Origin of the sequence: Marasmitruncus massiliensis, assembly GCF_900186535.1 — a bacterium.
GTDB lineage: Bacteria > Bacillota > Clostridia > Oscillospirales > Ruminococcaceae > Anaerotruncus > Anaerotruncus massiliensis_A.
Window position 1 is genome coordinate 455,708 of record NZ_FYDE01000003.1, and the last position, 24,208, is coordinate 479,915.

General features: G+C 49.9%; 24 protein-coding genes. 13 read left to right on the forward strand and 11 right to left on the reverse strand.

Annotation, left to right across the window (positions count from 1 at the left end; translation table 11 throughout):
* Positions 1-66: 66 nt before the first annotated feature.
* The 10 genes from C1A10_RS03475 (at position 67) to C1A10_RS03520 (ending at position 10,527) form a co-directional block, all read left to right on the forward strand.
* Complete coding sequence (locus C1A10_RS03475) at positions 67-519, forward strand: tripartite tricarboxylate transporter TctB family protein (protein WP_101908895.1); 453 nt, start codon at positions 67-69, stop codon at positions 517-519.
* Positions 520-535: 16 nt separating this feature from the next.
* Positions 536-2,053: a tripartite tricarboxylate transporter permease gene (locus C1A10_RS03480; protein ID WP_101908896.1), complete on the forward strand. Its 1,518-nt coding sequence runs from the start codon at positions 536-538 to the stop codon at positions 2,051-2,053.
* Between the two features lie 75 nt (positions 2,054-2,128).
* Positions 2,129-4,009 (forward strand): NAD(P)/FAD-dependent oxidoreductase, encoded by a 1,881-nt coding sequence (locus tag C1A10_RS03485; RefSeq protein WP_101908897.1) that lies wholly within the window; start codon positions 2,129-2,131, stop codon positions 4,007-4,009.
* A gap of 113 nt (positions 4,010-4,122) precedes the next feature.
* Positions 4,123-5,370 (forward strand): aconitase/3-isopropylmalate dehydratase large subunit family protein, encoded by a 1,248-nt coding sequence (locus tag C1A10_RS03490; RefSeq protein WP_101908898.1) that lies wholly within the window; start codon positions 4,123-4,125, stop codon positions 5,368-5,370.
* Complete coding sequence (locus C1A10_RS03495; RefSeq protein ID WP_101908899.1) at positions 5,370-5,855, forward strand: LeuD/DmdB family oxidoreductase small subunit; 486 nt, start codon at positions 5,370-5,372, stop codon at positions 5,853-5,855. Before C1A10_RS03490 ends, C1A10_RS03495 begins: the two co-directional genes overlap by 1 nt.
* A gap of 46 nt (positions 5,856-5,901) precedes the next feature.
* Entirely contained in the window at positions 5,902-7,002 is a 1,101-nt protein-coding gene (locus C1A10_RS03500; protein ID WP_101908900.1) for an AbrB family transcriptional regulator, read from the forward strand.
* Positions 7,003-7,097: 95 nt separating this feature from the next.
* A complete protein-coding gene (gene helD / locus C1A10_RS03505) occupies positions 7,098-9,251 on the forward strand; it encodes an RNA polymerase recycling motor HelD (protein ID WP_180950962.1) in 2,154 nt (717 codons plus the stop codon).
* Positions 9,252-9,317: 66 nt separating this feature from the next.
* Positions 9,318-9,779, forward strand: coding sequence for a transporter (locus C1A10_RS03510; protein WP_101908902.1), 462 nt, complete (start codon positions 9,318-9,320; stop codon positions 9,777-9,779).
* Between the two features lie 61 nt (positions 9,780-9,840).
* Complete coding sequence (locus C1A10_RS03515; protein WP_207654710.1) at positions 9,841-10,230, forward strand: VOC family protein; 390 nt, start codon at positions 9,841-9,843, stop codon at positions 10,228-10,230.
* 78 nt (positions 10,231-10,308) lie between these two features.
* Positions 10,309-10,527: a sporulation stage IV protein A gene (locus C1A10_RS03520; RefSeq protein WP_207654711.1), complete on the forward strand. Its 219-nt coding sequence runs from the start codon at positions 10,309-10,311 to the stop codon at positions 10,525-10,527.
* On the opposite strand, the gene C1A10_RS03525 is transcribed toward C1A10_RS03520, so the two are convergent.
* From C1A10_RS03525 to C1A10_RS03560, 8 genes are read right to left on the reverse strand one after another with little or no spacing between them, the layout of a single operon-like run.
* On the reverse strand, positions 10,497-11,561 hold the full coding sequence (locus C1A10_RS03525) for a type IV pilus twitching motility protein PilT (protein ID WP_101908904.1): 1,065 nt from the start codon (positions 11,559-11,561) through the stop codon (positions 10,497-10,499). The genes C1A10_RS03520 and C1A10_RS03525 overlap by 31 nt on opposite strands.
* Positions 11,562-11,578: 17 nt before the next feature.
* On the reverse strand, positions 11,579-12,097 hold the full coding sequence (locus tag C1A10_RS03530) for a hypothetical protein (protein ID WP_101908905.1): 519 nt from the start codon (positions 12,095-12,097) through the stop codon (positions 11,579-11,581).
* 31 nt (positions 12,098-12,128) lie between these two features.
* The gene (locus C1A10_RS03535; RefSeq protein ID WP_101908906.1) at positions 12,129-12,566 is read right to left on the reverse strand and encodes a hypothetical protein; all 438 of its coding nucleotides are present in this window, start codon (positions 12,564-12,566) and stop codon (positions 12,129-12,131) included.
* A gap of 33 nt (positions 12,567-12,599) precedes the next feature.
* The gene (locus C1A10_RS03540) at positions 12,600-13,085 is read right to left on the reverse strand and encodes a DUF4860 domain-containing protein (RefSeq protein ID WP_101908907.1); all 486 of its coding nucleotides are present in this window, start codon (positions 13,083-13,085) and stop codon (positions 12,600-12,602) included.
* Positions 13,086-13,120: 35 nt separating this feature from the next.
* Complete coding sequence (locus tag C1A10_RS03545; RefSeq protein WP_101908908.1) at positions 13,121-13,459, reverse strand: hypothetical protein; 339 nt, start codon at positions 13,457-13,459, stop codon at positions 13,121-13,123.
* A 13-nt stretch (positions 13,460-13,472) separates the two neighbouring features.
* On the reverse strand, positions 13,473-14,525 hold the full coding sequence (locus C1A10_RS03550) for a type II secretion system F family protein (protein WP_242968819.1): 1,053 nt from the start codon (positions 14,523-14,525) through the stop codon (positions 13,473-13,475).
* 13 nt (positions 14,526-14,538) lie between these two features.
* Entirely contained in the window at positions 14,539-15,537 is a 999-nt protein-coding gene (locus C1A10_RS03555) for a transglutaminase domain-containing protein (protein WP_180950963.1), read from the reverse strand.
* A 35-nt stretch (positions 15,538-15,572) separates the two neighbouring features.
* On the reverse strand, positions 15,573-16,274 hold the full coding sequence (locus C1A10_RS03560; RefSeq protein ID WP_101908910.1) for a class E sortase: 702 nt from the start codon (positions 16,272-16,274) through the stop codon (positions 15,573-15,575).
* A gap of 204 nt (positions 16,275-16,478) precedes the next feature.
* Between C1A10_RS03560 and C1A10_RS03565 the strand changes: the two genes are divergently transcribed.
* The 3 genes from C1A10_RS03565 (at position 16,479) to C1A10_RS18825 (ending at position 22,083) form a co-directional block, all read left to right on the forward strand.
* Positions 16,479-17,699 carry an AfsR/SARP family transcriptional regulator gene (locus C1A10_RS03565; RefSeq protein ID WP_145997687.1) on the forward strand — a complete coding sequence of 407 codons (1,221 nt, stop codon included), beginning with the start codon at positions 16,479-16,481 and terminating at the stop codon, positions 17,697-17,699.
* Positions 17,700-17,919: 220 nt separating this feature from the next.
* On the forward strand, positions 17,920-18,423 hold the full coding sequence (locus tag C1A10_RS03570) for a hypothetical protein (protein ID WP_101908912.1): 504 nt from the start codon (positions 17,920-17,922) through the stop codon (positions 18,421-18,423).
* Positions 18,424-18,438: 15 nt separating this feature from the next.
* Positions 18,439-22,083: an InlB B-repeat-containing protein gene (locus tag C1A10_RS18825; protein ID WP_278309111.1), complete on the forward strand. Its 3,645-nt coding sequence runs from the start codon at positions 18,439-18,441 to the stop codon at positions 22,081-22,083.
* A gap of 61 nt (positions 22,084-22,144) precedes the next feature.
* Here the strand turns inward: C1A10_RS18825 and C1A10_RS03580 are convergent, their stop codons facing one another.
* Genes C1A10_RS03580 through C1A10_RS03590 form a run of 3 tightly spaced genes read right to left on the reverse strand, consistent with a single transcriptional unit; the run spans position 22,145 to position 24,112 of the window.
* The gene (locus C1A10_RS03580) at positions 22,145-22,486 is read right to left on the reverse strand and encodes a DMT family transporter (RefSeq protein WP_101908913.1); all 342 of its coding nucleotides are present in this window, start codon (positions 22,484-22,486) and stop codon (positions 22,145-22,147) included.
* Complete coding sequence (locus C1A10_RS03585; RefSeq protein WP_101908914.1) at positions 22,476-22,820, reverse strand: transporter; 345 nt, start codon at positions 22,818-22,820, stop codon at positions 22,476-22,478. Before C1A10_RS03585 ends, C1A10_RS03580 begins: the two co-directional genes overlap by 11 nt.
* A gap of 59 nt (positions 22,821-22,879) precedes the next feature.
* Positions 22,880-24,112 (reverse strand): FAD-dependent oxidoreductase, encoded by a 1,233-nt coding sequence (locus tag C1A10_RS03590; RefSeq protein WP_101908915.1) that lies wholly within the window; start codon positions 24,110-24,112, stop codon positions 22,880-22,882.
* Between the last annotated feature and the right edge of the window lie 96 nt (positions 24,113-24,208).

Consider the following 24,208-nt stretch of genomic DNA (forward strand, 5'->3'; position numbering starts at 1 on the left):
AGTTGCCAAAACTTGTTGGAGGTGAATGACATTCGCAACAGGGATCACCTGTTGTAATGCAATGATATGGTAAAAAGTAAAGACCTGTGGCTGGGCATATTTTGTCTTTTAGGCGGAACCGCACTATACTTTTATTCTTCAAATTATGATAATTTTTCTTATGATGTTGTGGGCGGCGGCGGATTTCCCCGGCTTCTTGCAATCATAATTTTTGCCTGTGGGCTGTTAATTGGCGCGGAAGTCTTTTTTAAGCGTAAAAACACAACAGAATCAAAGAAAGCTCCGGGTAACTATGGTGCGGCAATTAAAATGTTCGTAAGCGTACTGGTTTATATTATGATTCTGACACATGTCGGGTACGTTGTATCCACTTTGGCGCTGACAGCAGTGCTTTTGTATATACAAAATGTAAAAGACATTAAAAAACTGGCGCTGTATTCGGTTGTGATTGTTGCCGCGCTTTACTTGCTGTTCAGGGTAGTTCTCGCGGTAAAACTTCCGACCGGCATCCTGATATAATGAGGAGGGAGTAAAATTGGATAAATTTTTAATTGGAGTCCAGGCTGCCTGTTCATTATCGTCATTGTTTTTTATAGCAGTCGGTGTGGTGGCGGGAATCCTGGGCGGGGCTATGCCGGGAATCAACGCATCAATCACCACCGCGCTTCTGCTGCCGTTCACCTATCGAATGGGGCCGACTCAGGCACTGATGCTTCTTGTAGGCGTATATATAGGCGTGCAGTATGGCGGTTCTATCCCCGCGATTCTGATTGGCACCCCGGGAACGCCGTCGGCCGGTGCAACCCTTTTGGACGGATATCCGCTAAGGCAGCAGGGAAAGGCGGGAACAGCGCTGTACACCGCGCTGTCTGCCAGCACTATCGGTAATCTAATCAGCGGCATCGTGCTGATTCTGGTGGCGCTTCCGGTGGCTAAAATGGCGCTTTCGTTCGGCCCGGCGGAGTATTTCAGTCTGGGCGTTTTAGGATTGACCCTCATTGCCGGCCTTACGGAGAAAAATGTTGTAAAAGGCATTCTTGCCGGTGCGCTGGGCCTTTTCCTGTCAACAATCGGTATTGATCAGTTTCTGGGCATGCCCCGCTTTGCTTTCGGGAGCCTTGACCTGGCGCAGGGTATCGACCTTGTGCCCGCAATGATGGGCCTGTTCGCAATGGGCATGATGCTGCAGGACTTTTTCAAGCCCGTACATCTGGATTCTGTGAATGAAAAAATCAAACTGACACCGCTTTCCGGCAAGGAGTTTAAACAGATTCTTCCAACCAGTGCATTTTCCGGGCTTCTCGGCACGGTCATCGGTGCGCTGCCCGGTGCCGGGGCAGCGATTGCGAGCTATATCGCTTACAATCAGGTAAAGCAGTTTTCGAAGCACCCGGAAAAATTCGGAACCGGATGTATTGAAGGTATCGCTGCTTCCGAAGCCTCTAATAACGGCGTTACGGGCGGTGCCCTGATCCCAATGCTTGGACTTGGAATTCCGGGATCGGGCACGACGGCGGTTATCCTGAGCGCATTGGTAATACACGGTGTGCGCCCTGGCCCGAACCTTTTTATCAGCCAGCCGGAAATCCCCTATGGTATTTTTATCGCGGTTTTTATCGGTACTTTCTTTATGTTCGTTTTTGGTCTCCTGTATACCAGGATGTTTGTAAAAATTGTCATGCTGCCCCAGCCTTTGCTGAATGCCGCCATTATTGCGATCGTTTTAACCGGCGCTTATGCGGTGGACAGGGATATCTTTAATCTTTATCTGGTACTTGGCCTTGGTGTTATCAGCTTTATTTTGAGGCAGTTCAAGGTGCCCATCACGCCTATGGTCCTTGGAATGGTTCTCGGCGAAATTGTCGAAGCCTCCATGAGGCGCGCGCTTGCGATTTCCCTGGGGGACTGGTCCACTTTCTTTACCAGACCAATCAGCGCCGGCCTCATGATATTGGCCCTGGTGATGCTCGTTTGGACGCTCTACAGATCCTACCGTACGCCTAAGACAAAGAAAACAGAAGAGGCTGCTGTTGCGAGCACAGCCTCAAATTAAAACACGTTTTAAAAGATGCTTGCAACACGGCAACCCAATATTTTTTAGTTAGTTTAGAGAAAGCGAGAAAAGAGAATGGAAAAACTGCTTACACCAATTACGCTTGGAAATGTGACGGTTAAGAATCGAGTGGTTCTCCCATCAATGTGTGTCCATTTTTGTGACAGTGAAGGGTATATCAACGACTGCATGCTGGAATATATCCGATGCAGGGCCGCCGGAGGAATCGGGCTGATTATTGTGGGCGGAAGCCCGCATGGGAAATGCGGTGCAGGCCGCCCCGCGCTGTCGGATGATAAATTTATTCCGGGCTGGAAAAAACTTGCGGACACGGTGCATCAATATGGAGCGACATTGTTCTGCCAGCTTCATCCTGCGAAATTTCAGGCGGGGCGCGGACACGCCATTGAAAGCCCTTCGGACTATTCGGAAGAGGATATTGCGGAGTTGGTGGAAAGCTATGCCAGAGGTGCCTTGCGCTGTAAACAGGCGGGGGTTGACGGCGTGGATATTCACGGCGCTCATGCGCATGAGATTGCGCTGTTTCTGTCCCCGCTTTACAACAAACGTACTGACCGATATGGCAAAGATTATGCGGGCAGGGCGCTTTTCCCAATCCAGATTGTTCAGGCGATCAAGAAGGTTTGCGGCAAGGACTTCCCGGTCAGTTTCTGCATCAGCGGAAGCGAGATGGTTGAGGGCGGAAGGGAAATTGAAGAAACAGTCAAAATCGCAGTTCTGCTTGAAAAGGCTGGCGCCGACGTAATCCATGTGTCGGCCGGCATGCCCGAATCGGGAGGTTACATTTCCGCGCCGATGGATGTGGAAGACTGTTTCAATGTGGAAAACGCGGCAAAAGTAAGAGCGGCCGTTTCGATTCCAGTCATGGCGGTAAACCGGATAGTCGACATCGCCGAGGCGGCTGAGATTGTCGACAGCGGCAAGGCGGATATGGTTGCGATGGGAAGGGCGCATCTTGCGGATCCGGATCTCGTTAACAAATATTTTGGGATTAACCCCCTGCCGGTACGCAGATGCGTTGGCTGCAATCAGGGCTGCCGCGATTCCAAGGTCCGTAAAAAGATCATCTGCATGCAGAACCCGCTGCTGGGAAGAGAGCATGAACTGAAGATGGTGCCCGCAACCGAGGAGAATAAAAAAGCCAAAATCATCATTGCGGGCGCAGGCCCAGCGGGACTGGAGATGGCGTGCGATCTGGCGACCCGGGGATTTATGCCTCTTGTTTACGAGAAGTCCGATAAAGCGGGCGGGCTTATTAATCTGGCATCGATACCGCCCCACAAGCAGAACATGAACAGCATCACAAAATACCGCGTGGAATATTTAAAGATGCTGGGAATTCCCATCCACTACGGTAAGGAAGTCACCATGGAGCTTCTGGAAGTGGAAAAACCGGATGTGCTGGTGGTTGCGACAGGCAGCGAACCGGTCATTCCGCCTGTTCCGGGTATCGGCGGTCAAAACGTTTTTAATTGTGATCAGGTGATGTCCGGAATAGAAATCCCGGGCAAAAGAATTGCCGTGATGGGCGGTGGACTGATCGGCTGTGAGACGGCGGATTACTTGGCCGCGCAGGGAAAAGAGGTTGTGGTAATCGACATGATCTCAAAAATTGCGGCCAACCTCAACTCAAGCCGGCGTAATTTCATGCTCAAACGGATGAGCCAGATGCCGATAGATTATAAACTCGAAAGCAAGGTAGAGGAAATCCGTCTTCCGGAGGTTGTGATCTCAAATGCGGAAGGGGTGCAGACGCTTACGGGATTTGACGCGCTTGTGGTTGCGGTGGGCAGAAAACCTGTCAATGACCTGCAGGCCGCGGCGGACAGACTGCCCAACACACAGGTGGTTGTTCTCGGCGATGCAAAAGAAGTCGGCCTTGCACTGAACGCGATCTATCATGCGGCGGAAGCTGCCGCGGGTGTGCTGGCATAATCCCCTATGGCCTGATTCTGTGCAGCCTGCCCTTTGTCGGGCTGCACAGGGTCTGTTGTTTTTCAGCAGAAAACTCAAGTCTTACCGGATGGAACCGGTGGAAGGAGAGCGGTATGGGCACGATTGTGGAAAAGATATTCAGCGCCAAGCTCGGGCGGGAAGTGGCCGCCGGAGAAATGGTGATGGTTGATGTGGATGCCAGCATGATCCAGGACATGAACGGGCCGTCTGTGGTGACAAGATTCGAGGGGTTTGCCGACGTGGTAAAATCACCGGACAAACACTTGATGGCCCTGGACCATTTTTCTCCCTGCCCGACCGGGGCGGCGGCAAATAATCATATACGGATGCGGGAGTTTGCCCGCAGGCACGAAATCTGTGATGTCATTGAGGAAGGCCAGGGTATCTGCCACCAGCGCATGATTGAATCCGGAAAGGTGAAGCCGGGATGCATTGTGGTAGGAACCGACTCCCACTGCTGCCACTATGGCGTACTCAATGCATTCGGTGTTGGCATAGACGCGGTGGATGAGGCGGTGGTTCTGGCCTGCGACCGCTGCTGGTTTAAGGTTCCGGAAACCATTCTGGTGAAGTTTACCGGTAAACCCGGCCGTCATGTGACCTCGAAAGATCTGGCATTGGTTATGATCCGGGAGTTGACCCAGTCCGGCGCCATTTACCAATGCCTGGAGTTCTGCGGCGATACGCTTGGGCGCTTGTCCATGGATGGACGCTCTGTTATCTGCAACATGGCGATTGAGGCGGGTGCAAAGGGCGCAGTCATGCCGTTTGATGATACTTTACGCGGATGGCTGGAGGCGCGTGGAATTACCGGTTATACACCGGTGTCCCCGGATTCCAATGCTAACTATGTGCGTACGCTGGAGATAGACGTCTCCGCTGTTGAGCCGGTTGTGGCGGTTCCGCCGGAAATCGACCACATTGTGCCCGTCCGGCAGGTTTGCGGGCAGGTGGTAAATGAAGTGTTCATCGGCGGATGTACCAACGGAAGGATGGAGGATTTTGAGCAGGCGGCGGCAGTGCTCAAGGGCAAAAAGATCACCCCCAACGTCCGTCTGGTCGTTGCTCCCGCATCCAGAGAGATTGCCCTGAGAATGGAGCAAACCGGAATCTATAAAATCCTTCTGGAAGCGGGGGCGAATATCCTTCCGCCCGGCTGTGGCCCCTGTACCGGACTGCATGGCGGGATAATCGGGGATAACGAGGTTGTTCTTTCCACAACCAACCGGAATGTTTCGGGCCGGATGGGCAGCCGCGAGGGCAGAATATTTATCTGCTCGCCGGTTGTGGCGGCCTATTCCGCCTTGGCGGGAGAGATTACGGTGGGAGGTGTTCGCTGATGCTGGAAGGAAGAGCAAGAATCCTGGGGGACAATATCAGCGGGGACCATATCATCAGTAAAGAATACATTCGTCTGGGCCTTCCCATTCCGCAGATGGTCCCGTATCTTTTCAAAGTTTGCCGGCCTGATCTGGGGGAAACGCTGACCCCCGGGGATATGATCGTGGCGGGGGAAAACTTCGGCTGCGGTTCCTCCCGCGAATATGTTATGTTGCTGCTCAGGGAAGCCGGCATCAGGTGTATCGTAGCCCGCTCATTTGCGAGAGGCTTTTACCGTTCCTGCATCAATCAGGGGCTGCTTCCAATTGCGTGCACAATTCAGGCGCAGGAAAATGACCTTTTGTCGATTGATCTGGATGCGGGAACTATCGCCGTGAATGGAAAAAACAGCGGATGCTTTGATAAATTTCCGCCGCTTATTCTGCAAATCATGGCGGACGGAGGTTTAATCAATTATTATTTAAAACGGGAAAAGCTGGGGTAAAAAACGAGAATTCATTGCAAAAGAATTCAGACTGAGGAGGCTTCCCGTGGAAAATTTTTTGCTGACATGCGTGGTTGGGCTCTGCTGCGGCCTGCTGTTCTTGAAATTTAAAATTCCGGGCGGGATGATGGTGGGATCGATTGTGGGCGTCAGTGCGCTCACAATCGTATTCCACGCGTCATATATGCCATATGCGGCCAAGCTGGCAGCCCAGATAACTGCTGGCGCCTTCATCGGGTGTTCGGTGGGAAAAAGCGATTTCGTGCGTATGAAATCTATCTACAAGCCGGCATTGGTGCTGTTGTCGATGATGCTCTGTGTGAATGTGTGCTTGGGGCTGATCATCTATTGGATTGGTCCTATGGATCTTTTGACATCGCTCTTATGCGCAGTGCCTGGAGGAACCAGTGAAATGCCGCTGATTGCCGTGGATATGGGGGCGGACGCGCCAAAAGTGCTGGTGCTGCAATTTTTCCGGATGGCTGCCGGGGTCGGCATTTTCCCGAGCGTCATTGCGTGGAGGGCGCGGCGTTTGGAAAAACGGCTGGCCCCGGCGGTCATTGACGGGGTGTCCGAACCGGATGCGGCCGGCACCGAAAGCCGTTTGCAGGATCTGCCGCCTGAAAAGGCTCCGCCGATCCCATTCAGGTGGAACTTTTTTTTGCTTACAGCACTGATTGCCGCCCTGTCAGGTTTGGGTGGATACGTGCTGAAAATGCCGGCGGGGGCGCTGCTGTGCGCAATGTTCGGCATCATCGCGGCCAAGCTGTCGGGGATTCCTGTCAGCATGCCAAAACAGGTAAGGCGAGGCGCCCAGGTATTGGCGGGCGCTTATATCGGTTCCTCAGTTTCCTATCAGGACCTTGCTGAACTCAATCATCTGATCGTACCGGCACTGATTTTAATACTGGGCTATTTTGCAAACAGCTGGTTCACCGGACGTTTGCTTTCCCGCCGGTTTCATCTGAACATCAAAGAGGGGATGCTCGTTGCGACTCCGGCGGGAGCCAGCGATATGGCATTGATCAGCGCCGACATCGGCGTACAGAGCACCGATGTAATTGTGCTCCAGGTCATACGCATGCTGACGGCCGTTTCCGTGTTTCCGCAGATCATGCGCGCAATTGCTATGCTGGCAGGTGAATGAGTCGGTTCCGGCTACATTTTTTGGAATGCTGCATTGTGTTTTTAATTTTCGTATGTTAAAATATTAATTTTCAATGATTAATGGGGGATGGTTGTTTGCAGCAATCCATATTTAAAGAGGAACAAGAAACGCTGAAGGAAAAAATCGTACAGTATAAGAAATGCATTGAAGATACCCGGCTGCTGAGGGACAGCCTGCCCGGGCTGTACCACTCGCAGCCCATGCTTTTAGCCGAACTGTCGGCACAGACAAATAACCATCTTTTTCATCTGGAGCGGGGGGTTGGAAAGCCCTATTTTGCCCGCATCGATTTTGAAGAAGACGGTTTTGAAAAAACTGCGCAATGCTATATTGGAAAGATCGGTGTCGTGGATGAAAACCAGGAGACCGTTACGGTCGACTGGCGGGCGCCTGTCGCCACGCTGTATTACGACAGTAATCCGGGAAAGGTTTCCTATCAGGCGCCGGGAGGAACCATTTCAGGGGAACTGCTGCTAAAGCGGCAGCTTGAAATTGAAAATGGGATTTTGCTTTCAGTTAATGATGTGGAAACGGTTACCAATGATGATCTGCTTAAGCCCTATCTGAGCGCCGGTTCCGATAACCGCCTCAAGAACATTGTTGCTTCCATTCAGGGTGAGCAAAACCGGATCATACGCGAACAGATCGACCGCAATCTCATCGTGCAGGGAGCGGCGGGAAGCGGGAAAACGACAGTCGCCCTCCATCGGATCGCCTATCTGGTCTACAATCACCGGGACACCATTAAATCGGGACAATATATGGTGATTGGACCCAATCGATTTTTTATCAGCTATATTTCATCCATATTGCCCGATCTCGATGTCGACAGCGTCCCGGAACATACCTTTGAAACTCTGTGCCAGGGGTACATTGGGGAAGCATTCAGCTTGACCGATATTTCCGGGCGGCTGACCGAGGTCGTGAATGGAACATACAGGAGCGGCGTCGACCGTTTTAAAACCACCCTGCGATACAGAGATGCCCTCGCCGCGTTTATGGACAGATTCGATCAGAATGTTGTTCCGGATAAGGACTTTGTTATCAGAGGGTTCCGGATTCTTTCCTGCGATATGATAAAAGACATCTACGCGAAAGTGGATTTTTCCCTGAATTCTACTGTTCAGGCCCGCGTTTCCCAATGTATCCTGTACCTTTCTTCCTATATAGATCATCGCAGGGAAACGATTAAAGAGCGGTTGAACGAGCATTTCAGACTGCTGTTACTGAAAGGCTGCGACGCTTCGGAACTGGACAAGCAGAAAAAAGACCGCGCGGCAATCTTAAAAGAGCTGGAAAATGGGTGCAGGCAATCACTGAAAAAGCATTTTTCTATTACCGAGACGAAGATCCTGAAACTTTATGAACTGTTTCTGCACAGCTGTGAAAAGGATCTTCCGGATGATTTCCCGGAAAAGAACAAACTCAAAACAGATACGCTTGCCGGGCTCCGCAAGAGAAAACTCGATTTTACAGATCTGCCCGCGCTGATGTATCTGAAACTGCGCATGAAAGGCTCCGACTGTTACGAGTTTTTTCGCCACACGGTGATTGACGAAGCGCAGGACTTTGGTGAATTCCATTTTTATGTACTGCGTTCGCTGCTCAGTCAGAGCACATTTACAATCGTTGGTGACCTTGCCCAGTCGATTTACAGCTACCGGAGCATAGAAAGCTGGGAAAGCGTTCGCGAACAGGCCTTTGACAGCAAAGCGGATATGATTGAAATGCGCAAAAGCTATCGAACGACTGTGGAAATTATGACCGCGGCCAATAAAGTCTCATCCCTGTTGGGCCTTGCGGAGGCGCTCCCGGTAATCCGGCATGGATCTCCTGTCAGGTATACCAGATGTGCCGCATCCCAGCAGCCGGATCTGATCTGCCGGTTGGTGAGGGAGTACACAAAACAGGGCTTCAAGACGATAGCCGTCATCTGCAAAACGGCACAGCGGTCAACTGACATGAATCTGGCGCTTCGGCAGCGCGGGATAGAGGCTGAGAATGTCACTTCTGACACCGAGGGATACCAGGGCGGTGTCTGTACTATTACAGGATATCTGTCTAAAGGGCTGGAATTTGACGCGGTTATCATTTGCGGCGTATCGGAACCGGTATATGCTTCGGCCAGCAAAGTGGATATGCACTTGCTTTATGTTTCGATGACCCGTCCCTTACACAGTCTGGATATCTTATACGAGGGGGAACTGACAAAAGCGTTACAGGAGTAATGGTTTTCGCGCCGGCTTTCACCAAGTCAATCTAATGCCAACGAAAATCAGGAGGTGCAGTATAAAATGAAACAGGCGAGAAACAGGCTGATCAGCATCACATTAATCATTGAAATCATGGTTTCTGTTTTGGTTCTAGTCGGCATTATATATGCTTCGTACTTTTTGATTGTCGAAATCAGAACCTTTCAGACGCAGCTGTTCCATATGAGCCATTTTGAGACATTTCTTGAGCACGCCCTCACTTTGGTAATTGGCTTGGAGTTCATCCGTATGCTGATGAAACACACACCTTACTCCGCAATCGAAGTCTTGCTATATGCGATGACCCGCCAGCTGGTCGTTTATCACACGAATGCATTGGAAACGCTGTTAGGCATTTTTGCGGTGGCGTGCGTATTTGCAATACGAAAGTTTTTATATATCCCTATTTTTGAAGAGAAAGAGCCTGAAGCTGCTGAAGGAAAACAAGCTGTGGGGCTGAATACAATCCGTACATTTCTCCATAAAACGGAGCCGGAATTTTAAAATCGAACTGGTTTACAGCGAAGACTGCCGTACGGAATAAAATGACGAAAGGGGCTGTTTTGTGGTGGCCAATCCAAACAGATCTTATCTTGAGCATGTGGCACTGCGTGTTCAGGATCTTCAATGGTATGCCCGTTTTTTTGAGGACGCATTTGGTATGATCATCCGCAAAACCCGGGAAAAGGACGGAGTGGTTTCACAGGTGTGGCTGAACGGCGGAATACAGCTGATCGCAGCATCTGGGGATGGAAATGAGGACGGCAGAATGAATCATCTGGGCTTTATGGTGGAAAATTTGGAGAACGCCGTAGCGGCAGTAAAACGGTATGACGCGGTTGAAATGCCAAAAGGGCCGAACTGGTTTCGTCTGCGGGATGGACTGGTGATCGAGCTGATACAGGCTGCCGGCACCTCTGTGGCAGATATATTAAAGATAGACCCGCGGGCCTGATCGGCCGGATTGAATGATCAATCATCTGGTGAATGAAGGTCTGCACAACAACTGAACCGGATGCCCGGCGATGCCAGAATGAAACTTCAGGAAACCATTGAACGTATCATCGATGAAGGCTGCACAGAGTTTATCTGCATTATGATCTGGCGGCGCAGATTGGTCCATTGGCGCAGCAAGGCGCTTCCGCAATTCAGCGGAAGCGCCTTTTATAGAATTGATTCCTTTTTTGACAATTGCGCGGCGAACAGGACGGTCTGCTCTTATTACATGTTTTTAATCTTTTTCAGCATCTGATCGGGGTTAGTGCTGTAGGTGAGCATATCACTCTGCCTGATCAAATTTTTCTGATAAAGATCCAATAGACTCGAATCCATTGACTGCATGCCTTCACCGGCGGACGAATAGATCACTGTATCGATCTGGTGCACCTTGGATTCCCGTATCATATTGCGGATTGCGCTGTTGACCAGCATAATTTCAAACGCGGGGACTTCTTTTCCGTCGACTGTCGGGAGAATCTGCTGGGAAACAACCGCCTGCAAAACCATCGAAAGCTGAATCCTGATTTGATGCTGCTGATTCGGGGGGAAAGCATCGATAATCCGGTCAATTGTATTGGCGGCACCGATGGTGTGAAGCGTGGAAAAAATCAGATGCCCTGTTTCTGCCGCCGTCATGGCAACGTTAATTGTTTCGTAATCCCGCATTTCTCCGAGCAGGATGACGTCCGGCGCCTGGCGCAGGGCGGAACGCAACGCTTTCACATAGCTTTCGGTATCTGTGGAGATTTCACGCTGGCTGACAATGCTTTTATTATGCTTGTGCAGATATTCCAGCGGGTCTTCCAGCGTAATCACATGCGCGCTTCTGGTTCTGTTGATGCGGTCGATCATGCAGGCCAGCGTGGTGGATTTGCCGCTTCCGGCAGGGCCGGTGACCAGCACAAGCCCCTTTGTGCGGTCCGCAAGATTCAGGACGGTATCCGGAATTCCGATTTCATGCGGGTCCGGCAGATCAAAGGTTACAACCCGGATGACCGCCGCAAGCGAGCTGCGCTGCCGGTAGGCGTTTACGCGGAAACGAGAGATTCCCTTGAGGGAGAACGAAAAATCATCGTCGCCCTCCAGTGTCACATGATTGAGGTCCCGGTCACCCGCAAGCGCGTAGATTTCCCGTACCATCGTTTCTGTCTGCGCGGGCATCAGGTTTTCCTGATGCGTCCGGATAATTGTACCGTTGACTTTATAGGAGACCGGCAACCCTGCTATTACAAATATGTCGGACGCGTGATGTTCCACAGCGTCCTTTAATATTTGTATCATATCCATTGAAATCTTCCTATCTGTTATGATTCTCCATTAAAAAGCGGCAGGGAATCTTCCCCGTCCCAAACGGTCAAGGTGTCATCCGATTCCCATTCCGCTGTCTGTATCACCTGCCATGAAGTAACGACATAGCGCTTTCCCGCGTCCTGCAAGGGAAATGTGGGCCGCAGGGAAACCTGGAGCGCCCGCCGGTCATCCATCTTCACCTGAAACCCGATGATGACCTCGCCGTCCTGCTGCGCGATCGTGACCCTATCAAGTCCGGAAAGCGCTTCAGAAAGCATTTCTGAATTGGACTGTCCGCTGGCTGTGGTGTTTTTTGCCATACTGATCAGTTTTTCATCAATAGCGGCGAGGAGCATTTCCGCCTTTGCATCGGCTTCGTAGTAACCGGAAACGGATTCGGCAGTTTTTGCTGTGAGTTTATAGTCGGCATTAGCGGATACCAGTGAAAGGGTAGAGAAAGTGACAAGGCAGAGCAAAACAAAAATCATCAGGATCAAAGAACTTCCCACATTCATGCCAAACCCTTTGTTCATCTCCTCTGTCCTTTCTATCTGCTTGCATACGTCAGCCGCGCGGTTTATATTTTTTTACATCCAGCTCATAAAGGGGCTGTCCTTCCCGGCCTTTAAACATCCGGATTTGCGAATCATAAACAGAGCCCTGCTCTGTAACCCGGATGGTCATACGGTAGGCATTCTGCCCATCGGGCACCGGATTCCATTCTTTGTCGTAACAGATTGTGAGGAGTCCGCCGCTTTGCTGTGCATCCAGAAATTCGGCAAGGTCCGATTCATTTCCGTCCAGACTTTTAAAGGCCTCCGCTGCCGACTGCACCTTGGTCATTGCCGCGGTCAGGTCGCTGCTTTTTGTGCTGATCAGGTGCGCTTTTACAAAAATCTGCATACAAATTGCACTAGCAAAAGAAAAAAACAGGATGCCAATCATGAGTTCCAATAAAAACGGACCGGATTTAGAGGCTTTCCGCCTGTAAGTCCTGTTCATAGCGTACTACCTCCATCCTCAAAACAAACAAGCCTATGCGCATCTCGGGCTGACCATCTGCGAAGCGGTTCTGCCGTTTTCATCGGTAACGGAAAACCGGTACAGCCGCTCATTCAGGCGCTCCATGGTAAAAGAAGAAATCTCCATAATCTGCTGCCCGCCGGACGGGCCGATTTCTGTACCCTCTTGAGCAAAAAGCTCCATCAGGCTTCCGTTATAATGGTAGATCCATGTTTCGTATTCGGCGCCGTCGTAAGTCTGAGTGAGTACGAGGGCCGGAACAGAATCAAGAGAATCCAGGCGCACCGCGCCGGCCGCATCGTTCTGCCGCACCTTTTCGCAGACATAGGACAGAGACGTGCGCACATTGAAGTTTTCGTTCATTCCTTTTGCGGTGCTTTTATAGACGTCCGCGCCAATCAGAATCACCAGAAGCGAAGAAGCCGCAAAAACGCAGAACAAAGCCAGCGTAAACAGCAAATCAACCATATGGCCTTTCGGCTTTGCGGCAGACTTCATGACTTTTCATCTCCGTTTCTGGACAATTGGTAAATTTATGCCGCCGCATTGTTCGGAAGCACTGTGATATCCGGCATGATGTTGGATGCAAAACACCGGTAATCAATAATATAGCGCTGCCTGTCCACCTGAAGCCCGTAATTCTGCTCCAGATAGGCAAGGTCGGGCGGATAGACGCCCTCCACCGCATAACACTGGATCACTGCACGGGTTACCGCCTGACGGGCGGATTTCAGCTGTTCCGACTCGGTAGCCGCGGTTACGGAACGCAGGCCGCCCGCAAACAGGAGCAGGACACCCACAAACAGAACCACAGGCAGCGCCAGTTCGCGGAGGAGTGAGTGTGGTTTTTTTGTTTTGGCGAAACGGTTCACCTTCTTGTCCCTCCTACCCGATTGAGGACATAATCCCCATCAGCGGCAGCATGACCGAAAGCAGGATCATTCCCACAATGACCGAAAGGACCGCCACAAGGGACGGCTCCAGCAGAGCGATGAGATTGCCGACACGGGCGTCAATTTCTTCTTCATAACGGTCAGCCAGTTTTTTCATGACAGTATCGGCGGAACCGGTTTTAAAACCGACGGAAACCATTTTGGAGTAAATTCCCGAAAAAATCCCCGCCGATTCCAGAGCGCTGGCAAACGAACTGCCCTGCGCAATCTGCACCTTGCAGTTCTCAATTTTTTTGCTGATGTATGTATTGTCGATCAGCTTTGCCGCCATATCCAGAGACTGGTCGGTATCCAGCCCGCTGGACAGCATCATGGCCATCGCCCCGGCAAACCTGCCGGATGCGATTTTGGCATAAAGGTCTCTGGTCAGGAAAAACCGCGACTGAAAAGAAGCAAGCGCGGATTTGCCGCTGTGTGTGCGGTTCAAAGCGTAAACGACGGCCGTCGCAACAGCAATCACCGCAACAATCACGACGGAATATCGCCCCACAAGGGAGCCGAACTGCATGACGCTCAAAGAAAAGGGTGACAAATCACTGCCGAGTTGCAAAAATACCTGCTGGAAAACCGGCAGTACTTTTACGACCAGAACGCCGATCACCAGAACCATCATCACAATCATGACAAGTGGGTAGGTGACCGCGCTCTTCACGTTTCTGGAGATGGCTTCCTCCCGCTCATAATACTCGCACAGATAGTCCATTACCTCATCCAGCCTGCCCGCCTGCCCGCCGATTTCCGCCATGTCCACGACATACTTCGGGAAAAGTCGGGAGGCGGCGAGCGCCGTGTGCAGGGGTTCTCCCAGCTCCGCGTGTTCAAGGATGGTTCCGATAATCTCCCGGCCTTCGGCTTTTTGCATGTCGCCGTGCATGATGGAAAGCCCTTCAGCCACAGGGATCCCTGCTTTCAGAATCATGGACAGCTGCGCGCAGAAGGTGGATATTTCAGCGGGGGAAAGCATCCCCTTTGCCTGATTCGCCATAGGCCGCCCCTCCTCAATAAACGTATTTGGTACTGTAGTTACTCCCGTTCCCGATAAATTTCATAATGCTGTCGCTGCTTCTGGCGCTGGACGCGAAAGTAGGGTCCATCAGTTTCCACGTTTTGCCGTCGAAATAAATGATACCGTTGACCCAGCCCTGCTGCTCCAGATAAACGCTGACCCAGGCGTGATAGATTCCGCCGGACGCGTACCCGACTTCCAGACGGGTGGGGATATTCTGTGTGCGGAGCATGGCAGCCATCACCGCGGCATAATCAAAGCAGATTCCCTTGCCGGAGCTGAGGATATTGTCCACAACCGGAAGATAGCCGGAGGTGACGGTATTCGCCTTCTGCGTATCATAAGTGATGTGGCTGACGACATAGGTATAGATATTCTGCACGATTGTGAGCTGGTTCTCCGCCCCCGCGGCAAGCTGGGCGCCCTTGGCCACCGTCTGTGAACCGGCTGAGTAGTTGACGTACTGATTCGGATAAAGATAGGGAAGCAGGGAACTGGCCAGCTTGACGGAGATGGTCTGGTTCATTGCCAGAGAATACTGGCTGTCGCGGACATGCTCATAAAGATTGAGCTGGTAGTTTCCGTCCCCGGAAGTGAGGGGGAACGTGTCATAGCTTCCCTTGTGCAGGTCATAGGTGTAAACAATCCGGTTGCTGCCGGAAATCTGAAGTTTTACTTTGGAGGAAGCGCCGGTGTATTTGACCATGACATAGCCCTGCGAAGTATTGGAAGCATCTATCACCGCGCTTTTTCCGGAATACACCACCTTGCCGGAAGCCTCCGGCATGCGGACCTGTACGGTCTCGGGCAGCTGCGCGAGCGGAACAGACTCCTTCTCAATTGTGACCAGCGGCGGCTGTTCTGCGTAAGATGGGGCTTGTCCGCCCCGGCCGGAAAAAAAGTCCTCCGCGAAGACGGCCGACAGTAAGACCAGTCCGGCAGCCAGCAGTGTCCGAAGAGGATGCGTTCTATGAAAATGAGGCATTTGCATGTTTCTATGTACCTCCGTTTTGAGCGCCGTGAATCTCATTGAGCGGCGCTGCTCACCAGTTCGGCGGTTACAATGATTCGTTTCTGCGAAGTCCCGATGGGATGGCAGGAGGTCAGCGTCAGGCAGCTGAACTCCTTGCTGTAGATCGGCCCCCAGTCGTCCGCTTCCACAATTTCTGTTTTCAGGTAACGATAGGTATAAAGGGTCCCGTCATATTCCAGATAGAGCAGGTCTCCATCTGTTACCGTATCAATATAATAAAATTCACAGCCGTAAATATCGCGGTGCCCCGCAATGCTGACGTTGCTGTTTCCCTCACCCGGAAGCTGCGCGTATTCATAAAGGCCAACGCTTTTTTTCAGCGCCTGATCGTCAGTGCCGCTCATGACCGGGGCCTCCAGGTCCAGACGCGGAACGCGTAAAATCATTGCGCCGTCGGTATACTCCTGCCGGCCCCGTGTAATAAACAGGCGGTCGGTGGGGTAGAGAAGAGCCGCTTCCTCTTCGGGCTGTGAGGAGGAGACAACGGCGGAAGAAACCGCGGAGGATTCTGATGAAGATTCAGAGGAAGAGACAATCACGGGACTTTCGGGTAATTGGCTTTTGGATGCGAAGAAATTTGAAAAAACTGCAAAACCGATCAGCAAAGCACCCAGCACAAACAGCCCCGCCCCCGTCAACGAGAGCATGTTTCCTTTTTTTATTACGGACCGCATCCATTCTGAAAGCCTTTTCATAGCGCATTCCCCGCCGTATTGCCATCTGCAACGGTAAACGGTTGACAATCATTTTTTATATTATTATAATATAATTTGGAACAAAAAGAAAGTAATTCTTTGGAAAAATGAGAAACATTACTTCCCATATACTGTTACGTTCGGCTCTTTTTAAAAGGCAGAATATTGCTTCTCGGCGGCTTGACAAAAGGAGGAGGCTTTGCGGTGACTGTTTTTGCGAACCCCACAACCGGGCATAAAATTTATGTTCAGATGTTAGGCGGGTTTCAGCTTGTTGCGGACGGCAAGGTACTCAGTGATTCAATCAGCCGTACAAGGCAGTTGAGGAACCTGCTCGCATATCTGCTTGCGTTCCGTAAAAAAGCGATCTCACAGGAGACGCTGATTGATGTGCTCTGGCCGGACGGCTGCAGCGGAAGCCCTGCAAACGCACTGAAAAATTTGGTTTACCGGATGCGGACAATCTTTGGCACCCATGAAATTCCCTATGCCAAAGAGCTGGTGGTATTCCATCAGGGGAGTTATTGCTGGAATAACAATCTGAACACCGAAATTGATATTGAAAAGTTCGAGCAGCTCAAAAAACTGGCGGATGACACGTCTTTGCCGGATGAAAATCGGGTGGATTGCTATCTTGAAGCGATCAGCCTGTATAAAGGAGACTTCCTGCCCGCTTCCTGTTATGAGGAGTGGGTGGTTTCGCTTGTAAATTATTACCGTACAGAATATTTTAAATGCGTTTATGAAGCAAGTGCCCTTCTGGTAAAGCTTGAACGATATGAGACGGTCCAGACCATCTGCGAGCAGGCAATCGTGATTGACCCTCTTGAAGAAGGTGCGCACAGATATCTGATTTTTTCTCTTGTCAGGCAGAACAAGCAGCAAAAGGCGCTGGAACATTATCGTTACGTGCGCGACCTGTTTTATCGCGAGCTTGGCGTAAAGCCATCGGATACAATGCGGGAGCTGTATAACGAGATTACAAAATCGGTCCAGACGGTGGAAACCGATCTTGATATTATTAAAGGAGACCTGAACGAGCAGAATGCCGCCGAAGGGGCGTTTTACTGCGATTATGAGATTTTTAAGAATATGTATCGGCTGGAGGTGCGGGCGGCTTCCCGCACCGGGCATTCCGTCTTCCTTTGTTTGCTTACCGTTACCGACCGCAGGGGGAGCCTGCCGGGAAAGGAACAGTTGAGCGGTGTTATGAGTGAACTGCTGGAAACGATTCGCAGCAGTCTTCGCAAAGGGGATGTGATCTCGAAATTCAGCCCTTCCCAGTTTGTACTGATGCTTCCTATGCTGACGTATGAAAACGGGGAGATGGTTATGGGCAGAATTTGTGACCGCTTTTACGAGAAGACCCGCTTCCGCGGGATCAAGTTATCTGCCGACCTGCGGCCGCTGGATGCCGCAATTTGATCTGAATGATGCTTAAAAAATACGCCTGCTGCGGCTGAATACGCAGCAGGCGTATTTTTTTGTTCATTTTTTGAGGGCAAGGAAAATAAAATAAAAACTTGAAAAAAATTTTGTTTTACCAAATTTTGTCGTCAAAATGTGACCAAAGTGTGACTCCCGTGTGAGATAGTATAAAAAAAGATGATTAGGACGTAAGGGTTTCCGGACAGGGGGCGGTGGATTGACATCAGGCAATGTGATTTTGAGACCAAGCAATATCACCAGGACTTTGGTTTGCGTCGACGGTTTCTATCATGCCGATTTAACAGGCCGCCTGTTTAATCCCTACATAAGAGGCCCGATCAGGTTTTCGGAGATGCTCGGAATGGTCAGGGCGCTGGAAAGCATGATGGATGGATTTTCCTTTCCGGAATCCACGTTCCGCTGCCAGTCATTCCGGAAAAAGGGCTGCGGCTCTCGGCAAAAGAACATCAGGGAGGTTCGTAGGTATATGAGCGACGATATCTTTCAGCAAAAGTTCGGAGAACAGGCCACCTTTGTTGTTCAGGTTCAGTTTCGGCAGAACGCCACATGGCAGGGAACGATTCAGTGGCTGGAAGAGAAGAAAAGCCGGAAGTTCAGAAGCATGCTGGAAATGATCAAACTGATGGACGAGGCAATGACGCAAGAGCAAGAGACGGACGAGACGGTCAATTGGGACCAGATATCTGAGAAGGCTATTTAGTAAGGAGAGTAGAAGATGAACGTGAAAAAACTGTTAAGTACACTTTTGGCAGCGGCAATGGTGTTTACCCTGGCTCCGCTCAATGTGTTTGCGGAGAACGATGTATTATGGCATCCGGATGATTATGGCAGCTTAATACTGACGAATAAAGAAAATCATAGTATTTTATTTAATTTCTTAATTACTGTTTCCATTTTTGTGGATGGCGAAAAGAAAATATCAAAAGATATTGTTACTGGGGAATATTATCATGTAAAATTGAGATTTGATCCGGCAAGTGACTATACAGGTGCTGTACAATATAAATACAATGGAAGATCTATCCAACCTAACGATTGGATAGATGTTAGCACATTGGTCTCAAATTTCGAAGTCCATTTAAATGAAAAAAAATATACTGTTGATTTTGTGATAGCAGGGGATACAAGCAATCCTAAACCGGCAACGCAGTTTGTCCGGAAAAATAATAAAGCCACCAAGCCTACAGGTGCCGATTTACCTACAAAAATAGGACATTTCTTGGATGGATGGTATACAAATAGTGGCTGTATAGGAAGTAAATTCAACTTCGATGATAAGATTAACAAAGATACCTTCTTATATGGTCGTTGGATTCCAATGAGTAATCTGGGATATACCGTCAACTATTACAAAGACAGCATTAGTAAAGCGAATCTTCTGAAAACGGAACCCGGCACGGGAACATTTGGGGACGGCATACCTGCTGACTTGTCGAAGTATGCCCCTGTTGGTTATAAGACGCCGGGAACCAGAAGCGGAGCGACTACAATTACGGCAGATCCCAGAACGAACGTAGTAAATGTGCTGTATGCGACCAAAAACACGTATGGATATACTGTCAACTATTACTACGATGCCATTGACAGCGCACACTTCATAGACGATGAAACCGGGACGGGAACATTTGGAGACGGCATACCGGCAGATTTGACGTTGCATGCTCCTGATGGTTATGCGACGCCGGGAACCAGAAGCGGAGCGACTACAATTACGGCAGATCCCAGAACGAACGTAGTAAATGTGCTGTATGCGACCAAAAACACGTATGGATATACTGTCAACTATTACTACGATGCCATTGACAGCGCACACTTCATAGACGATGAAACCGGGACGGGAACATTTGGAGACGGCATACCGGCAGATTTGACGTTGCATGCTCCTGATGGTTATGCGACGCCGGGAACCAGAAGCGGAGCGACTACAATTACGGCAGATCCCAGAACGAACGTAGTAAATGTGCTGTATGCGACCAAAAACACGTATGGATATACTGTCAACTATTACTACGATGCCATTGACAGCGCACACTTCATAGACGATGAAACCGGGACGGGAACATTTGGAGACGGCATACCGGCAGATTTGACGTTGCATGCTCCTGATGGTTATGCGACGCCGGGAACCAGAAGCGGAGCGACTACAATTACGGCAGATCCCAGAACGAACGTAGTAAATGTGCTGTATGCGACCAAAAACACGTATGGATATACTGTCAACTATTACTACGATGCCATTGACAGCGCACACTTCATAGACGATGAAACCGGGACGGGAACATTTGGAGACGGCATACCGGCAGATTTGACGTTGCATGCTCCTGATGGTTATGCGACGCCGGGAACCAGAAGCGGAGCGACTACAATTACGGCAGATCCCAGAACGAACGTAGTAAATGTGCTGTATTTTAAAGACGAGAGCCAGACGCTCCCCTATACTATCGAGTACTATAAAGATCAAGAACTACTTGATACAATGAGTGAAGGATTGCAAGTACCTGCGTATGCTCCGTATGTTGAAAGCGTGTCCTATGCAAATATGCCCGCAGGATATGTTCTTGATAGAAATGCTTCTACACCATTGCCTTTTACGGTTACCCCGGAAGATAGTGCTATCAAAGTTTATTATGTAAAAGACACTGTGTTAGAGGAAGGCCCGATTGAAGTGCGGCATCAATACTATCTTGACCAAACAACAACACCTGAGGGCATCGTAGATAAACAGTATCATGATGCGATTTCTGGGCAGTCGATTGATACAGCTCTCTGGAGAGCACCGGCATATCAAGGAAGAGATTACACCTATTGGAAGACAGAAATTTGGGCGAGTGAACAGCAGCCTAAACTTACAGCAACAGATATGAAAGCCAGTTTGGAATCTGTCATTCCAGGGTGGTTAACTAAACGTATTAGCGATTTAAAAGATGCTCTTTCCAATATGTCAGATGAGGAAATAGCGGAAGAAGTTTCGAAACGTGAAAATGCAGTTGAAACTCTCCAGGCCGCATTTGATAAGATCATTCGAGCTATTCAATCTGAGAATCCAGATCTTGATAAGGAAACCATTACTGAAGCGTTGGAAAATTATAAATCAACGCTAAAGAACGGATCAACTTCGGAAGATGAGGATAGTGAATCGGTGTTCTTATTAAAAGATTCACTGAAAAAGCTCGAGTCTATAAAAGAAAAATATAGTATCACAGATAAAATGGGTGCTGAAGACAGTACGGAACTTATAGAGTTGTCCTCTAGTTTGGATTTGATTATTCAAGATTTGGCTAATGAATTGGGGATTGAAGAAGAACTGGAAGACGATGAGAAAGAGAACCTGGAGGACAACGCGGATTCTGTGGAACCGTCTGATCCAGTGGAACCATCTGATCCAGTGGAACCATCTGATCCAGTGGAACCATCTGATCCAGTGGAACCATCTGATCCAGTGGAACCATCTGATCCAGTGGAACCATCTGATCCAGTGGAACCATCTGATCCAGTGGAACCATCTGATCCAGTGGAACCATCTGATCCAGTGGAACCATCTGATCCAGTGGAACCATCTGATCCAGTGGAACCATCTGATCCAGTGGAACCATCTGATCCAGTGGAACCGTCTGACCCAGTGGAACCATCTGATCCAGTGGAACCGTCTGATCCAGTGGAACCATCTGATCCAGTGGAACCATCTGATCCAGTGGAACCATCTGATCCAGTGGAACCAGCGGAGCCTTCCAATCCCGGTTTAACCGAAGAGCAAAAACTGCAATTATATAATGCGCTTAAAGATCTCAAAGATGATGTGGACTGTTATAAGAGCGACATGCGGGATGAGGCTGAAACATTGCTTGGTAAAGCAAACCTGAAAGCACTTTATAGCGCAGATCAGGATATTTTGTCTAACCAATATGAATTGTTTATGCTCAAACCGGATGAATATACCAGCCCGTTTGCATCAGCTTTGAGAGTGGCAGAGTCCTCTGCGATGTTACTAGCAACAGTGGAATCGCCGATCGGTGCAGACGCTGAGAACCCATTTGATGGAACGACCTTTGATTTTGACTCCAATTACACTTATACGGTAGTCATTTACTATTCTCGAAACACACCGTCAAATCCTGACGATGACGATGATGACGATGATGATGACAGCGACAACACTGTTTCAATCATCAATCCTCGTGTCCCGCTGGCTCAGCTTCCCCAGGAAGAACTGGTAACCATCCTTGACCAGGATGTGCCGCTTGGCAATCTGCCGAAAACTGGTGGATCAGCTGAAAATGCGGTTGGCAGCCTTGGCGCAATGGCGATGGTACTGGGTATCCTGATGAAGATATTCGGAAAATCGCACAAAGACGATCAGTAATCAGTCAATCTAAAACAGCCTCCCTGCATTAAATCCGCAGGGAGGCTGTTCCGTTTATTATCTATCTTGCGGCAATGCAGATTCCAAGCACAATCAGACCGTATCCAAGTCCCTTTTTTAACGACAGCGGTTCATGAAACAGCAGAACACCGAAAAAGCCGATAAACAAGTAACTGGACGCGGAGAAAAGCGGGGCGACGCTCAGCGCAATTGTACGGTATGCCAACACTGTCAGTAACGAAGACATCAGCATGAATGCATAGCCGCTGATGACATACCGGTTCAGATATTCTGTCAAAAAGCTTTTGCTGGGAAGACTGGCGGAGGTTTTCAGCAGCAACTGGCCGACGACCGCAAGGAATACGCCAAACAGATAAAGCAGCAAGCCGATTCTATGATTCATTGCTGATCACTAGTCCGGCGCCCGCGGCAATGACTGCCGCTGAAAGCAGCAGCCGTGGGCTGATTGTTTCGCCGAAAAAACAGATGCCCCAAATGATGGACCATATAGCCGCCATGCCTTTGCCGGCATAAGCGGTTGTAATAGGCAGGCGCTTGAGCAGTTGCTGCCAGATCACCGCATAGATAGCCATGATGCAGAGCGTGAGACCATAAAAGCACCAAAAGCTCCAGGAAAAAACCGGCTTGCCCGCGGCCAGTTTGCTGCATAATCCGGCAATCGAAAGAAGAAAGACATCTGCCTGCAAAATCAGCAGTGCAATTTTTCTGGTTTGCATACCTACCCTCCATATGCAAAAAGGAGCGGGACAAAGCCCCGCTCCCATCACTCATTCGATCAGCATTCTACCAGCTTTTCAATCGTTTCAACCGTGAGCGGACCGGTTACGCATTTTATAACCTTACCGCACTTCACGCATACGACGCAAGGGGTTTCGCTGACTCCAAGGCGGTTGGCGATTCCTTCCGACTTGTAAATATCCGCTTTGGTAACCTTGACATCTTCGGCATGTTTTTCTTCAAACTGCTCGATCACAGGCAGCAGCTCGCGGCAGACGGGGTCAACCGCGTTCCAGACATATACGATGCCCGGCTTATCACCGCTCATGATCTGATTTTGGAAGACCGCGCTTTCCGCGATATATTTCTCCGCTGAATAGCCCGCGATCGCTCCGTCGCCGACAGCGGTCGCGACCTGCTTGAGAAATTTGTCGCGCACATCGCCCGCGGCAAAAACGCCCGGAATTTTCGTTTCCATCTTTTCGTTGGTAATCAGGTAGCCGCCGCGGTTCATATCGACCATGCCCTTAAACAGCTCGGTATTGGGCAGATAACCGATAAAGATAAAGCAGGTGTCGACCGGAATGTCCGCAATTTCTCCGGTTTTTACATTTTTAAGCGCCACCGATTTCAAATGCTCGTCATCGCCTCTGAATTCATCCACAGTCGTGTTCCAAACGAATTCCATTTTGGGATTCTGCATGGCTTCGTTTTTTGCAATTTCATTGCAGTCCATGATGCCTTCGTCATGCATGACGGATACAATCACTTTATTTGCAAATTTCGTGAGGAACATGCCTTCTTCAATTGCAGCGTCACCGCTGCCGATCACCATAACGGTTTTTCCGGTATTTGCGGCTGCGTCGCAGGTGGCGCAGAACGAGATGCCCTTGTCATAGAGATACTTTTCCTCATTCTTTGCGCCGGTGAGGCGGGGCTTTCCGCCCGATGCAAGAATCACAACCTTGCATTCATAACGGTTGCGGAAGGTTTCGACAGCTTTTACATCTCCTTCCAGGCTGACGGATTTTACATCGGTCAGTTTAAACTGGACGCCGAATTTCTTCGCCTGCTTGTGAAACAGCTCCATCAAGCCAATCCCGGAGTTTCCTTCCGGGAATCCGGGATAGTTTTCGATTTCGTTCGTATAGGTCGCAAGGCCGCCGACAAGGGCCTTTTCGATAATCAGTGTTTTCAAACGGGCGCGTCCGCAGTAAATGCCGGCGGTGAGTCCGGCGGCGCCGCCGCCGATAATCACAACGTCATATTGTTCCACCTTTTTTTCCATCATAATACCTCCCGATTCTGTTTAAGGGTTGTTTTTGACAACACCCAATCAAGCCGTCGGCAGAAGGCCGACAACGATGTTTTAATTTTGCTTTATATA